The organism is Thermomonas sp. (assembly GCF_046293095.1).
Classification (GTDB): domain Bacteria; phylum Pseudomonadota; class Gammaproteobacteria; order Xanthomonadales; family Xanthomonadaceae; genus Thermomonas.
The window spans coordinates 18,232-32,076 of the sequence record NZ_JBKBPN010000008.1; the positions used below are offsets into that span (position 1 = coordinate 18,232).

Annotated in this window: 9 protein-coding genes and 1 tRNA gene; 4 read left to right on the forward strand and 6 right to left on the reverse strand. The window is 66.7% G+C overall.

Annotated elements, in window-relative coordinates; genetic code table 11:
• Positions 1 to 2: 2 nt before the first annotated feature.
• Both ACK4SG_RS12170 and ACK4SG_RS12175 read right to left on the reverse strand, forming a co-directional pair.
• The gene (locus tag ACK4SG_RS12170; RefSeq protein WP_409602120.1) at positions 3 to 377 is read right to left on the reverse strand and encodes a TfoX/Sxy family protein; all 375 of its coding nucleotides are present in this window, start codon (positions 375 to 377) and stop codon (positions 3 to 5) included.
• Positions 374 to 859, reverse strand: coding sequence for a GAF domain-containing protein (locus ACK4SG_RS12175; protein ID WP_409602122.1), 486 nt, complete (start codon positions 857 to 859; stop codon positions 374 to 376). Before ACK4SG_RS12175 ends, ACK4SG_RS12170 begins: the two co-directional genes overlap by 4 nt.
• Before the next feature lie 181 nt (positions 860 to 1,040).
• Here ACK4SG_RS12175 and bioD point away from each other — a divergent pair, with 181 nt between their 5' ends.
• A complete protein-coding gene (gene bioD, locus ACK4SG_RS12180) occupies positions 1,041 to 1,718 on the forward strand; it encodes a dethiobiotin synthase (RefSeq protein ID WP_409602124.1) in 678 nt (225 codons plus the stop codon).
• A gap of 91 nt (positions 1,719 to 1,809) precedes the next feature.
• On the opposite strand, the gene ACK4SG_RS12185 is transcribed toward bioD, so the two are convergent.
• Both ACK4SG_RS12185 and ACK4SG_RS12190 read right to left on the reverse strand, forming a co-directional pair.
• Positions 1,810 to 4,983 carry an efflux RND transporter permease subunit gene (locus ACK4SG_RS12185; RefSeq protein WP_409602126.1) on the reverse strand — a complete coding sequence of 1,058 codons (3,174 nt, stop codon included), beginning with the start codon at positions 4,981 to 4,983 and terminating at the stop codon, positions 1,810 to 1,812.
• Between the two features lie 42 nt (positions 4,984 to 5,025).
• Positions 5,026 to 6,219 (reverse strand): efflux RND transporter periplasmic adaptor subunit, encoded by a 1,194-nt coding sequence (locus tag ACK4SG_RS12190; protein ID WP_409602128.1) that lies wholly within the window; start codon positions 6,217 to 6,219, stop codon positions 5,026 to 5,028.
• Positions 6,220 to 6,477: 258 nt separating this feature from the next.
• Between ACK4SG_RS12190 and ACK4SG_RS12195 the strand changes: the two genes are divergently transcribed.
• Complete coding sequence (locus ACK4SG_RS12195) at positions 6,478 to 8,694, forward strand: patatin-like phospholipase family protein (RefSeq protein ID WP_409602130.1); 2,217 nt, start codon at positions 6,478 to 6,480, stop codon at positions 8,692 to 8,694.
• Between the two features lie 102 nt (positions 8,695 to 8,796).
• Here the strand turns inward: ACK4SG_RS12195 and ACK4SG_RS12200 are convergent, their stop codons facing one another.
• The gene (locus ACK4SG_RS12200; protein ID WP_409602132.1) at positions 8,797 to 9,192 is read right to left on the reverse strand and encodes a phasin family protein; all 396 of its coding nucleotides are present in this window, start codon (positions 9,190 to 9,192) and stop codon (positions 8,797 to 8,799) included.
• Positions 9,193 to 9,342: 150 nt separating this feature from the next.
• Complete coding sequence (locus ACK4SG_RS12205) at positions 9,343 to 9,885, reverse strand: RNA pyrophosphohydrolase (protein WP_409602134.1); 543 nt, start codon at positions 9,883 to 9,885, stop codon at positions 9,343 to 9,345.
• A gap of 191 nt (positions 9,886 to 10,076) precedes the next feature.
• Between ACK4SG_RS12205 and ACK4SG_RS12210 the strand changes: the two genes are divergently transcribed.
• A tRNA-Met gene (locus ACK4SG_RS12210) sits at positions 10,077 to 10,153 on the forward strand.
• Positions 10,154 to 10,484: 331 nt separating this feature from the next.
• Positions 10,485 to 13,613, forward strand: coding sequence for a type I restriction endonuclease subunit R (locus ACK4SG_RS12215; RefSeq protein ID WP_409602136.1), 3,129 nt, complete (start codon positions 10,485 to 10,487; stop codon positions 13,611 to 13,613).
• Positions 13,614 to 13,845 lie beyond the last annotated feature (232 nt).

The window sequence follows — 13,845 nt, forward strand, 5'->3', positions numbered from 1 at the left end:
GCTCAATCATCCGGGCCGCCGCTGCCGCGGTCGTCGTCGAACAGCGCGAAAGTCGGCGCGGCGGGCTCGTCGTGGTGGGTGGTGGTGACCGGTGCCGCGGTGGGCCGCCCACGTGGCGGCGGGAGCAGGGCGATTGCCGCTTCGGCCGCCTGCACCAGCTCGGTGCGCCGCGATTCCGGGACCTCCTGCCAGTGGCAGTCGGTGAGCGCGCCTTCCAGCGCGTACAACAGGTTCAGGCTGGGCTTGAAGCCGGCCCGGCGGACCTTCATGTAGGCGCCGACCGCACCGGCACTGGCCAGGTCGTCCAGCGTGCGCAACCCGACCTGGCGCAACCAGGCGGCGGACTTCGGTCCGATGTTGCGCAGCTTTGTGCTCATCCCAGCGCGGCCAGAAACGCGCCGGCGATGGCTTCGAGGCCCTGCTGGTCGTCCGCGTCGAAGCGCGCCGGCAGTGGGCTGTCGAGGTCGAACACGCCGATCAGCGTGTCGCCCTGGTACAGCGGCACCACCAGCTCCGAACGGCTGGCCGAATCGCAGGCGATGTGGCCAGGGAAGGCGTGCACGTCGTCCACCCGTTGGGTCTGCCGAGTGCGCGCGGCGGCGCCGCAGACGCCTTTGTCCAGCGGGATGCGCACGCAGGCCGGCAGCCCCTGGAAGGGCCCGACCACCAGCTCAGTGCCGTCGAAGAAGTAGAAGCCCACCCAATTGAGGTCAGGCAGGGCGTGATACACCAGCGCCGACAGGTTGGCGGCGTTGGCGATGCGGTCGCGCTCGTCGTGGAGCAGGGCGCGCGTCTGCTCCAGCAGTTGCGCGTAGCGTTCCGGCTTGGTGCCGGTCAGGGGCGTGGCGGAAAAACTCATGGCCCCAGTGTAGCAATGCCGGCGCGGCCATTGCCGCGCCCGGCAGATGGCCGGGCGCGATCCACGCGCATCCAGCGTTTGTGTGATCGATGCGTGGCCGGCCATCCGTGGCCGACGTGAATTTCCGAATGGTTCCAAGATTCCTTAACATCGCGCTCCTCCCCAGCGCCTGGAACGTCCCATGCCATCGTTCTATGTCACCGGCACCGACACCGGCATCGGCAAGACCTTTTCCAGCTGCGCGCTGCTGCACACGCTGCGCGGCCGGGGGCTGCGCGCGGCCGGGATGAAGCCGGTGGCAAGCGGCTGTACGCGCATCGGCGGCGCCTGGCGCAACGAGGACGCGCTGGCGCTGCAGGCGGCCGGCGAACCCGGGATCGCCTACGCGGACATCAATCCGTTCGCGCTGGAGCATCCGCTGGCCCCCGAACTGGCCGCCCGCGATGCCGGTATCGAGGTGACGCTGCCGCCGATTCTCAACGCGCATGCCCGCCTATCGACGCAGGCCGATGCGCTGGTGGTGGAAGGCGTGGGCGGCTGGGCGGCGCCGCTGTCGGCCACGCTGATGCAAGCGGATCTGGTGCGCGCCCTGCAGCTGCCGGTGGTGCTGGTGGTCGGGTTGCGGCTGGGCTGCATCAACCACGCGCTGCTGAGCGCGCGGGCGATCGCCGCCGACGGGTTGACCCTGGCCGGCTGGATCGGCTCGCATATCGACCCCGTGATGGCGCGCGTCGAGGACAACATCGCGATGCTGCGCGAACGCCTCGTGGCGCCGTGCTGGGGCGTGCTGCCGCATGTGCCGGGCGGCGATCCGGCCGCGCTGGCGGCCCATCTGCAGGTGCCGGCATCACTGGAATAACGCACCGTCCGCGACGGCATCCGTCGCGTCGGTCATCGCAAAGAAAACGCCCGGGTTGCCCCGGGCGTTTTCGCGTTGCAGCGGCAGGCGGTCAGCCGTGCTGCGGTTCCGGCGTCGCGGGGTCCGCATCCGACGGGCGCTGGCCGGCATCGTGCGCATGGTCGCGGGCCAGGTACAGGTAAAACGCCGGCAGCACGAACAGGGTGAACAGCGTGCCGATGGTCATGCCGGCGGCGATGACCACGCCCATCGAGAAGCGCGAAGCGGCGCCCGGGCCCTTGGCCAGCAGCAGCGGGATCATCGCGAACACCAGCGCGGCGGTAGTCATCAGCACCGGACGCAGGCGGATGCCGGTGGCTTCCTCGATCGCCTCGCGTTTGGACAGGCCCTGCTCCATCTGCAGCTTGTTGGCGAACTCCACGATCAGGATGCCGTGCTTGGAGATCACGCCGACCAGCGTCACCAGGCCCACCTGCGTGTAGATGTTGATGCTCATCCCCGGGAAGGCCTCGATGCCGGCGAACTGCAGCACGTTGGCCGCCAGCGCCAGCACGTTCAACGCCAGCAGCGCGCCGCAGATCGCCATCGGCACGGTCAGCAGCATGATCAACGCGTCGCGGAAACTTTCGAACTGCGCCGACAGCACCAGGAAGATCATCACCAGCGCCAGCGCCAGCGTCAGCAGCATCGCCGAGCCCTCCTGCTTGAACTGCCGCGACTCGCCGGCGTAGTCCACGCTGTAGCCCTGCGGCAGGACCTCCTTGGCGGCCTGGTCCAGGATCGCCAGCGCCTCGCCCTTGCTCACGCCGGGGCGCGGGGCGAAGGTGATCGCCACCGCGTTGAGCTGCTGGAAGCGCTTGAGCGATTGCGGCTGCGCGCTTTCCTTCAGGGTCACGAGGGTGGACAGCGGGATCAGCTGGCCGTCGCGGGTGCGGGTGTAGTAGTTCTCCAGGTCTTGGGCATTGAGGCGGTCGCTGCGCTGCACCTGCGGGATCACCCGGTAGGAACGGTTCTGCATCGCGAACAGGTTGGTGTAGCCACCCGCCAGCATCGCCGACATGTCGGCCGCCAGCGTTCGCATGTCGATGCCCAGCGTGGCCGCCTTGTCGCGGTCGATCTCCACCTCGATGCGCGGCTTGTCGATCTTCAGGTCCTTGTCCAGGAAGATGAAGCGCTTGCTGGCCCTGGCCTTCTGCAGCACCTGGTCGGCCAGCTCGGCCAGCTGCGACAGCTCGCCCACGCCGCCGATGATGAACTCGCCGCCACCGGCGCCACCGCCCGCGCTGGGCAGCGATGGCGGCACCAAGGCAAACACGTTGAGGCCGCTTACCTGCGCCATCTTCGGCTGCAGCGCCTGCTGCAGCACCGCGTTGGTGGAACGGCTGCGCTGGCTCCACGGCTTCAGCACGAAGCCGGCCATCGCCATTGGGCTGGCGCCGCCGCCGCTGCCACGGAAGCCGCCGTTGAACAGGAAGTAGTCCTGCACCTCGGGCACGGTCTTGGAGATATTGGTGATCTCTGCGGTGTAGCGCTCGACGTAGTCCAAGGTTGCCACCGGGTCCGCAGTGGCCACCGAGAAGATGAAGCCCTCGTCTTCCAGCGGCGCCGGTTCCTTCGGTGCGGTCATGTACAGGAACGCGCAGCTCACCAGCACGATCAGGCCGAAGGCGGCGATCACAGACTTCGTTTCCAGCAGGCCGTGTAGGCGCCGCCGATAGGCCTGATGCAGCCTGTCGAACTTCGCGTCCAGCCAGGCTTCGAAGCCGCGCTTGGCGTGGCCGGGATCGTGCGGCTGCAGGATCTTGGCGCTCATCATCGGCGTCAGCGTCAGCGCGATCACGCCGGACAGCAGCACCGCGCCCGCCAGGGTGAAGGCGAACTCGGTGAACAGCACGCCGGTGAGGCCGCCCTGGAAGCCGATCGGCAGGTACACCGCGATCAGCGTGGTGGTCATCGCCACCACCGGCCAGGCCAGCTCGCGGGCGCCGCGGATGGCGGCGTCGAACGGCGACATGCCTTCTTCGATGTGGCGGTGGATGTTCTCCAGCACGATGATCGCGTCGTCCACCACGATGCCGATCGCCAGCACCATCGCCAGCAGGGTCAGCAGGTTGATGGTGAAGCCCATCAGCAGCATCAGGAACAGGCCGCCGATCAGCGACAGCGGAATGGTCACCGCCGGAATCACCACGCTGCGCAGCGAGCCCAGGAACAGGTAGATCACCACGATCACGATCACCAGCGCCTCGATGAGGGTGCGGATCACCTCGTTGATGGCGTCCTGGATCGCCTCGGTGCTGTCATACGGAATGGTGGCGGTGATGCCTTGCGGAAGCTGCGGCACGATCTGGCCGTCCCAGAGCTTGCGCACGGCTTTGATCACGTCCAGCGAGTTGGCGTCCGGGGCGACATAGATGCCCATGAACGTGGCGGCCTCGCCGTTGATGCGCACCGAGGTGCCGTAGCTTTCCGAGCCCAGCGCCACGTCGGCGATGTCGCCCAGCCGCACGATGGCGCCATCCTGTTCGCGCACCACCAGCTTGCGGAACTCGTCCGGGTTGCGCAGGTCGGTGCGCGCGGTCATGTCGATGGCGACCATCTGGCCCTTGGTGGAGCCCACCGCGGCCAGCACATTGTTGGACTGCAGCGCGCTGGACACATCGCTGGCGGTCACCTTCAGCGCCGCCATCTTTTCCGGCTTCAGCCAGATGCGCATGGCGAAGGTGCCGGCCCCCAGGATTTCCGCGCGCTGCACGCCGTCCACCGTCACCAGCTTCGGCTGGATGACGCGGGTCAGATAGTCGGTGATCTGGTTGTTGTCCAGCGTGTTGCTGGCGAACGAGACGTACATCGCCGCGATCTGCTCGCCCTGCTGCAGGTCGATCACCGGGTCTTCCGACTGCGGCGGCAGCTGGCCGCGCAGCTTGTTGACCTTGGCGCTGATCTGGGTGAGCGCCTCGCTGGGGTCCTTGTCCAGCCGGATGTAGGCCTGGATGGTGCTGATACCCGCCGAGCTGGTCGAGGCGATGTAGTCGATGCCCTCGGCGCTGGCGATCTCGCGTTCCAGCGGGGTGGTGATGAAGCCCTGGATCAGGTCCGCATCAGCGCCGAAGTAGGTGGTGCTGACGTTCACCACCGCGTTGCGCATTTCCGGGTACTTGCGCACGTTCAACTCGGTGAACGCGCGCAGGCCGAACAGCAGGATGAACAGGCTGACGACCATCGCCAGCACCGGCTTCCTGATGAAGATGTCGGTGAATTTCATGGGAGTCCCGCAAGTCAGGATGGGAGCGACGCACGGCCGCTCTTAGCGGTTTTCGACCTGCGGCTGGGCGTCGGCGGCAGGCTGCACGCTGTTGTTGATCGTCACCTCGGCACCGTTGCGCAGCTTCAGCAGGCCGGAAGTCGCCACCTGCTCGCCGGGCTTGAGGCCCTCGGTGACCGCGATCAGATCGCCACGGGTGGCGCCGGTCTTGATGAAACGCTGGGTCGCCACCAGCTTGTCGCCGGTCAACGGCTTGCCCTGCATGTCGGTTTCGCCGGGTTTGCGCTTGACCTTGCTGATCACGAACACCGCGTTGCCGTAGGGGTTGAAGCTGACGGCGGTCTGCGGAATGACCACCACGTCACGCGCGTTGCCAAGGTCGAAGCCGACCTTGGCGAAGACGCCCGGGCGCAGGGCCCCGTCGGGGTTGCGCAGGGTGGCCTGGGCCTTGAAGTTGCGGGTGCTGGCGTCAACCTGCGGCTCCACCGCGCTGATCCTGCCTTCGAAGGTCCGGCCGGGCAGGGCGTCGATGCGGGCCTGCACCGGCATGCCTTCGGCCAGCTTGCCGATCAGCTGCTCGGGCAGGGTGAAATCCAGATAGATCGGGTCGAGCTGCTGCAGCGAGACGATGGCCATGCCGGGCGCCACGTACTGGCCCAGGTTGACTTTGCGCAGGCCCAGCACGCCGGCAAACGGCGCGCGGATGGTTTTCTGTGCGATCAGTGCACGCTGTGCTTCCACCTGGGCACGTGCGCTGGCGGCGGCGGCCGTGCGCTGCTGCACTTCGTCCAGCGAGACCAGCTTGTCCTGGCCCAGCTGCTGCCAGCGGTGGGCCTGGGTTTCGGCCAGCGTGGCCGAGGTTTCCAGCGCCTTCAGCGTGGCGTCCTCGTTGGCGCTGTTCAGGCGCACCAGCGCGGCACCCGCGGCGACAGGCTGGCCGGCCTCGAACTCGATGCTGCGGACGACGCCGCCCGCTTCGGTAGTCACGTCGGTGCCGTTGACGGCCACCAAGGTGCCGACGGCTTCTCCACCCTCCGCCCAGCGCTGTTGCCTGGCGGGCGCGGCGGAGACCGTCGCGGCCGGCTGCGGCATGTTGTCGAAGAAATTGTTGGTCTGCTTGGCGAAGAACGCCTTGATGGCGAACACGCCGCCGAACACGACAAGCACGCCCGCCAGCATCAGAATCCAGCGCAGGGCCGGGCGGGGCGGACGTTGGGGGGAGTGGTTGGCCGTCATGATGAGATCCGGGCAGGAGGAGGCTGGGGGCGGGCTACGGGGCCTGTGCAAGGTCCGGTACGCAGGCGCGCAGGGCAGGGATGCAGTGATCCTACACCGCGCAGTATAAAAATAGGAATGACAGTCATTCCCTGTGGCAAACGTCACGATCGTGCCGGAACATGCCGGCCACATGATGACAGTGGATCAGCGCGAGGTGTGGGCATGCGGCAACCACAAGCTGTGAAGGGCCCGGGAAACCGCCGTCAGCGCAGGTCGATGCTTGCGTGGCCTGTTGTGCTGGCGGCGCTGATTGCGGCGTTTGACGTGCAGGCCGCGCCGACCGGAGCGGATCCCCCCTGCGTCGGGCTGGTGCTGGGCGGCGGCGGCGCCCGTGGCATTGCCCACGTCGGCGTGCTCAAGGTCCTGGAGCGCGAGCACGTCCCTGTCTGTGCGGTGGCCGGTACCAGCATGGGCGCGATCGTCGGTGGCCTGTATGCAGCCGGCTACGATGCCGCCGAGCTGGAGCGGGTGGTGGACGGCTTGGACTGGGCCGATGCGCTCAGTGATGGCCCCGCGCGGCAGGACCTGCCGATGGAGCGCAAGGACGAGGACTTCCGCCATCTGCTGGATCTGGAGATTGGCTATCGCGACGGCCGCCTGGGCGTCCCCGCCGGGCTGGTGCGCGGGCAGAAGCTGATGCTGCTGCTGCGCCGCCTCACGCTGTCAACCTGGCGCACGGAGCGTTTCGACGACCTGCCGATCCCGTTCCGCGCGGTGGCCACCGACATCGTCAGTGGCCGCAAGCAGGTGTTTGCAGACGGTGATCTGGCGGTGGCGATGCGCGCCAGCATGTCGGTGCCGGGGGCGTTCGCGCCGGTGAAGGTGGGCGATCGCCTGCTGGTGGATGGCGGGCTGGCCGAGAACGTGCCCGTGTCCGAAGTGCGCGCGATGGGGGCGCAGCGGCTGGTGGTGGTGGATGTCAGCTCACCGTTGCTGGAGCAGGCGGCGCTGCGCAACCCGGCCACCATCCTCGACCAGGTGGTCACCGCGCTGATGGCGGAGAAGACCGCACGCGAGCTGGCCACGCTGGGGCCGGGCGATGTCCTGCTGAAACCCGAGCTGGGCGACCTGACCGCCGGCCAGTTCAACCGGGCCGCCGAGGCGGTGGCGGCGGGCGAACGTGCGGCCGAAGCCCTGCTGCCGCAGTTGCGGGCGCTGGCGCTGCCGCCTGATCGCTATGCCGCGCTGCGCGTACGCCAGCGCCATCGCGACTTCGATCCGGGGCTGCTGGCTTTCCTTGAGGTCGAGCCGGGCCTGTCGCCCTCGGCGACGCGCCGCGCGGCGTGGGCCACCGAGGCACTGGTCGGTCGCCCCTTCGACGTCGATGCGGTCGAACGCGGCATCGGCCGTGCTTACGGCGATGGCCGCTTCGAGACCATCGACTACCGGTTGATCCGGCGCGACGGCCAGACCGGCCTCGAGCTGCTACCGCGGCAGAAGCCATGGACCGCCTTCGGCAAGGTGGGCCTGCAGCTGGACGACGATTTCAACGGCCGCAGCAATTACCTGCTCTCCGCCGAGCTGGTGTTCAACGACGTCAACCGCAGCGGCGGGCAGTGGCGCAACCTGCTGCAGCTGGGGCGGACCACCGGCCTGCGCAGCCAGTTTCGCCAGCCGTTCGGCGACGGTGGTGCCTTCTACGTGGAGCCGGCCATTGCCCTGGGCAGCGAGTCGCTGCCGCTATGGCGGGACGGCGAGGTGCAGCTGGCCGAATACCGCCTGCTGCGGCGCGAGGCCAGCCTGGAGGCGGGCTATTCGCCATCGCCCGCCTGGCGGGTGGGCATTGCGCTGGTGGGTGGCAAGGACGCCGCGCGGCTCGGCATCGGCGATCCTGCGCTGTTGCGGAACGCGTCGGAAAGTTTCGCCGGCCTGCGCCTGATCGCCACCCGCGACACGCTGGACAGCATCAGCTTTCCCACCCGTGGCGCCCGTGCCGATCTGGAGTGGCTGTCGCTGCATCCATGGGCGGGTGCGGACGCAGAGGGCGAGGTGGTTCGCGTCGCCTATGACCACGCGCTGTCATGGCGGCGCTACCACGTCCTGCTCGGGGCGCGGTTGGCCAGCGCGGTCGATGATCCTGCCGCTTTCCGCGCGCAGACGTTCCTTGGTGGCTTCCTCAACCTGTCTGGATTCTCCGAGCGCTCGCTGGTGGGTACGCAAGCTGCGCTGGCACGGGCGGTGTTCTACCGGCGCAGTGGCGATACCAGCCGGTTGTTCTCGCTGCCGCTGTACGTGGGCGCCAGTCTGGAAGCCGGCAACGTCTGGCAATCGCAGGGCGCATTCGGAACCGGTGCCCCGGTAGTGGCCGGCAGTCTGTTTGGCGGCCTGGACACCCCGCTGGGGCCGGTCTTCCTGGGCTTCGGCCGCAACAGCCGCGGCGCCGACGCCTGGTACCTCAGCTTCGGCTCGATGTTGCGGCAAGCACCTCGCTGAGTGCCGCGGCGCGGCGTTGGCACAAAAAAACCCGGCAGCCGCAGCTGCCGGGCCATGGATGCGCCCGTCGGAGGGGGAAGGCGGGCGCGATCCGGTGGACGGTTACTTGGCGGCCTTGGCGCCGGCCTTGGCGGCCTTTTCGACTTCGGCCTTGACCTGCGCGCCGGCCTGCTCGAACTGGCTCTTGGCCAGAGCGCTGATGGCTTCATTGGTCTTGATGGTGCCGGCGAAGGCTTCCTGCACGGCGCCGAAGCTGCGCTCGGCGTTGGTGCGGGCCACCTGCAGACCTTTCGGCCACACGCTCTTCAGGCCCTCGGGGTCGCGCACGTCCAGCAGCTCGCCGGCAAAGGCGAAGGTGGCGTTCATGTTGTCCTCGAGGGCGGCCATGTGCAGACCGAACACCTTGCTGGCGTTCTCCAGCGCAAGGTGATGGATGCTGGCGGCGGCGTCGGCGAACTGGCGGGCGGTGTTGTTGAACTGGTCGTTGAACTGGTACATGGCGTTCTCCTGCGGTGCCTGTGTGAGGGCCGGCGAAGGGATATGCCGGTTGTGCAGTGCAACATATGCGCGGCTTTGTTGCGATGCAACATGTTTCCGACGAGCGGTCGCCGCCCGTTCAGGTTTGTGCCGGGCAAGCGGGTGGCTGGATCAGCGCTGGCGGAGATAGCCGGGACGCGGCCGCGGCCAGGTCGTCTCCGGCACGGCTTCGCACCCGGCCACGGCGCGCGCCAGGGGCGCCAGGTGGGCCAGCGCGCGGGCATACACGCTGCGCTTGAAGGGCACCACGTGCTGCAGCGGGTACCAGAAGTCCACCCAGCGCCAGCCGTCGAATTCCGGCGTCTCGGTCAGGTCCAGCCGCAGGTCGGCGTCGGAGCCGCGGAAGCGCAGCAGGTACCAGACCTGCTTCTGGCCGATGCAGACCAGGCGGTCACGGTGGCGGATGGCGTGCGGCGGCAAGCGGTAGCGCAGCCAGCCGGGCGTGGCGCCCAGCACCTCCACATGCGCGGGCAGCAGCCCGGTTTCTTCCCGCAGCTCGCGGTACATGGCCTCCAGAGGCGTTTCGTCGCTGTTGATCCCGCCCTGCGGGAACTGCCAGCCGTCCCGGCGCACACGTCGCGCCCAGAACACCCGCCCGTCCTCGTGCATCAGCACGATGCCCACGTTGGGCCTGAAACCGTCCGGATCGATCACGATGCGGACTCCACGATATCCACTGCCCCCGACTCTGCCAGCCGCGCCGGCATGCTGCAAGCCAGCCGCGCACTGATTGACGACGCACCGCAAAGCCGGAATAATTCCCGGCCCACGTAGGCTATGTAGCTCAGCCGGTTAGAGCACAGCACTCATAATGTCGGGGTCAACGCAAACAATTTGGGAAATCTGGCTATGTAGCTCAGCCGGTTAGAGCACAGCACTCATAATGCTGGGGTCGGTGGTTCGAGTCCACCCATAGCCACCAGAGTTTCCCTAAAAAATCAATGCGTTAGATGACCAAAGCCCGCCTCGAAAGCGGGCTTTTTTGTGCCAGTTCGACTGTCACAGCCAACTTGCAGGCCACTTCTGAAGGATCGCCACTGGTCATCCCCGGAACCCACCGGAATGGCTTGTGACAAGTTCTGTGACAGTTCCATGTGTCACAGCAACAGCCAGACCCGCGAAAGCGACCCCAACACTGGAATCCGGCACACCTGTACGACAGTGCCATCGCCGGGCTCGAGCTCCACGGCCCCCAATTCCATGAGCCATTCGGCGGCATACTGCCCTGGGGGACATCGGGACTGCGCAAGGTAATGAAGGAACATCACCTCGAAGACGCCTGCCTGGAGTGGCTGGCCAACACGGGCTGGGCCATCGCCGAGGGCGAGGCAGTTGCGCCAGGTGGCGAGCTGGGCGTGCGCGATCGCTGGTCAGACGTGGTGCTGGCGCCGCGGCTCCGCGAAGCCACCATCCGCCTCAATCCCAAACTCCCGGCATCCGATGTGGACGCTGTGGTTATGAAGATCGCCGGCTATGGGCACCAGTCCCTGGTCGACGGCAACCGAGAGCTCTACGATTGGCTGCGTAACGGCGTGCCCCTTGAGTGCAATGCCAGCGACGGCCGACGCGAGGTGCTGCGCGTCCCGGTGATCGACCCTGATGACCACAACGACCTGCTAGCCGTGCGCCAGTTCACAGTGCAGGGCGCGAAGCTGCGACGGCCGGACATCGTGCTGTTCGTCAACGGCTTGCCGCTCGTGGTGGTCGAGCTGAAGAACCCGGCCGATCTCAACGCGGACTTTGAGTCCGCCTGGAACCAGATCCAGAACTACAAGTCCGAGATTCCGCAGCTGTTCTGGTTCAACCTGCTCAATGTCGTTTCCGACGGCACGGTGGCGCGCTACGGTTCGCTCAGTGCCGATCTGTCGCGCTACTCGCGCTGGCGGCTGTTGGGCGGTAAGAAGGTCCGCGACGGGCAGCTGGAGCTGGAAGTACTCATGCGCGGCCTGCTCAACCCGGCGACGCTGCTGGACTTCTTCCGAGGCTTCGTTGCTTATGCCGGGGCCGACGGTGGCGCCAGCTTCAAGATCATCGCCCAGTGGCACCAGTATCACGGGGTGAAGAAGTCAGTCGAGCGCGCGGTCGAAGCGCTAACCCAGCGCAAGGACGGCAAGGGCGGCGTGATCTGGTTCACCCAGGGCTCGGGCAAGTCGCTGCTGGCCCTGTTCTATGTTATGGCACTTCGCGATCGGCAGGAGTTCCGCAATCCCACGGTGGTGCTGGTTACCGACCGCAACGACTTGGACGGCCAGCTCTACGAAACATTCTCCGATAGCGCCTGGTCGCTGCGCGCCACGCCCACCCAGGCCGACAGTCGCGAGGATCTGCGCCGGATGCTGTCGGAGGTGCAGGCCGGCGGAGTGTTCTTCACCACCATCAACAAGTTTGCGCCCGAGCCAGGCCTGACCTCGGTGCCGGTACTGTGCGAGCGCGACAACGTGGTGGTGATCGCCGACGAAGCACAGCGCACCCAGTATGGCTTTCGCGCCGACCTGGACACAAGGACTGGCAAAACCAAGTACGGCTTGGCCAAGTACATGCGCGATGCCCTGCCGAATGCAATCTACCTGGGCATGACCGGCACGCCTGTGAGCTTGGACGACCGCGACACCGAGGCCGTCTTCGGCAGCTACGTCGACGTCTACGACATGATCGCCGCACAGGAAGACGAGGCGGTGGTGCCGGTCAGCTACGAGTCTCGGATCATCGAGCTGCGCTTCAACGAGGCCGAGAAGCAGGCGCTGATGCACGAGTTCCTCGACGCTACCGGCGACGAGGACGAGGCCGAACAGAATCGCACTGCCAGCCGCTACACCCGACTGGAGGCATTGGCCATGGCCGACGGGCGGATGGCGACCCTGGCCGAAGACCTTGTGGCTCACTGGGAAGCACGCAAGGAGTCGGTGGCCGGCAAGGCGATGATCGTGGCCGTTTCGCGCGAGGCCGCGGTTCGGCTGTATGACGAGATCGTGAAGTTGCGCCCGGACTGGCATGCGGACGACATCAACTCCGGTCGGATCAAGGTCGTCATGACCGGCAGCTCCGCCGATCCTCCGCACTTCCACCCGCACCGCACCGACAAGGCCGATCGCAAGCTGCTGGAGAAGCGCTTCAAACAGTCACCCGACGAGCTGAAGCCGCACGAGACGCCGCTGGAGGTGGTGATCGTGCGCGACATGTGGCTGACTGGCTTCGATGCCCCGCCCGTGCACACCCTGTACGTGGACAAGCCCATGCAGGGCCACGGCCTGATGCAGGCCATTGCCCGCACCAACCGCATCTGGATGGATAAGCCTGGCGGCCTGGTTGTCGACTACATCGGAATTGGCGAGGAACTGAAGAAGGCCATCCGCCAATACACACGCGACAGCGGTGCAGAGCGCGAGCCGGTGGACACCTCCGGCGCGGCGCTATGCATCTTGCTCGATACCCTGGACGTGGTTCGCAAGGAGTTCTTCCCAAGCTTCGACTGCAGCGGATTCGAAGATCCGAAGCGCGCCCTCGCGCTGCTGGCGCCAGCGATGGAGCACATCCTCAAGCTGGACCCAGAACCCGACGATAAGGGTCGCAACCGTGGCGTGCGCTCGTACCTCGACCAGGTCGCAAAGCTGACCAAGGCGCAGGCACTGGCCGGCACCCGGCCCGAGGCGATGGCGGTGCGCGAAGAGATCGCCTTCTTCCAGGCGGTCCGCGTGAGCCTCATCAAGCTAACCCGTTCGGCCGGCGGCCTGTCGCGACTGGAAAAGGAGGCCGCGCTGCGCCAGCTCGTGGCTCGGGGCGTGCTGGTGGAAGGCGTCAACGACCTCTACGGCACGCTCGGCCTGGACAAGCCGGACATCAGTCTGCTGGACGAACGCTTCCTAGCCCAGATCCGCGAGATGCCGACGAAGAACCTAGCGGCCGAACTGCTGGAACGCCTGTTAGCCGACCAGATCCGGTCGCGCGGGCAAAGGAACGCACTGCAGGGCAAGGAATTCGCCACCCGGCTGGAGGAAGCGATCAACCGCTACCAGAACCGAGGCCTGACCACGGTCGAAGTGATCGAAGAGCTGATCCGGCTGGCTCGGGAGATCAACGAGGCTCGCCCGCCGGACGGCATGAGCGAGGAAGAGTTCGCCTTCTACCAGGCATTGGCAGAGAACGAATCTGCCGTGCGTGAGCTCGGCCATCCCGTGTTGCGCGCGCTGGCGCAGGAGTTGACCGACAAGCTACGTAAGTCGGCGACGATCAACTGGCAGAACCGTAAGGACTCGCGCGCGAAGATGGTTGCGATGGTGAAGGTGCTGCTGGCCACACACCGGTATCCACCGGACAAGCAGCCGGAGGCGATTGAGAAGGTCATAGCGCAAGCGGAGCTGTTGGCGGATGTATGGGCGGTGTAGTGCCAATGCAGGAGCGGCTGCTTTCGACCCAAAGCGGACTCTCACCGGACTTTATTAGCTCTTTCTCAACGGACCGCGAGGCTCCGATGCATGGCCCGTTGATGGGCCAGGATCCTCGATAATCAGTTCGACGTTGCATACACCAACCTGCTCCAGCAGGACATGGGCAAGCGTGGATCGCACCACGTGACCGCTCCATGATCCTCGGTAGCGATGTGAGTTTGGTCCAGAC

Coding starts and splice junctions, on each gene's coding strand:
- ACK4SG_RS12170 (WP_409602120.1), bottom strand. CDS start 377: ATGAGCACAAAGCTGCGCAACATCGGACCGAAGTCCGCCGCCTGGTTG.
- ACK4SG_RS12175 (WP_409602122.1), bottom strand. CDS start 859: ATGAGTTTTTCCGCCACGCCCCTGACCGGCACCAAGCCGGAACGCTAC.
- bioD (WP_409602124.1), top strand. CDS start 1,041: ATGCCATCGTTCTATGTCACCGGCACCGACACCGGCATCGGCAAGACC.
- ACK4SG_RS12185 (WP_409602126.1), bottom strand. CDS start 4,983: ATGAAATTCACCGACATCTTCATCAGGAAGCCGGTGCTGGCGATGGTC.
- ACK4SG_RS12190 (WP_409602128.1), bottom strand. CDS start 6,219: ATGACGGCCAACCACTCCCCCCAACGTCCGCCCCGCCCGGCCCTGCGC.
- ACK4SG_RS12195 (WP_409602130.1), top strand. CDS start 6,478: ATGCTTGCGTGGCCTGTTGTGCTGGCGGCGCTGATTGCGGCGTTTGAC.
- ACK4SG_RS12200 (WP_409602132.1), bottom strand. CDS start 9,192: ATGTACCAGTTCAACGACCAGTTCAACAACACCGCCCGCCAGTTCGCC.
- ACK4SG_RS12215 (WP_409602136.1), top strand. CDS start 10,485: ATGAAGGAACATCACCTCGAAGACGCCTGCCTGGAGTGGCTGGCCAAC.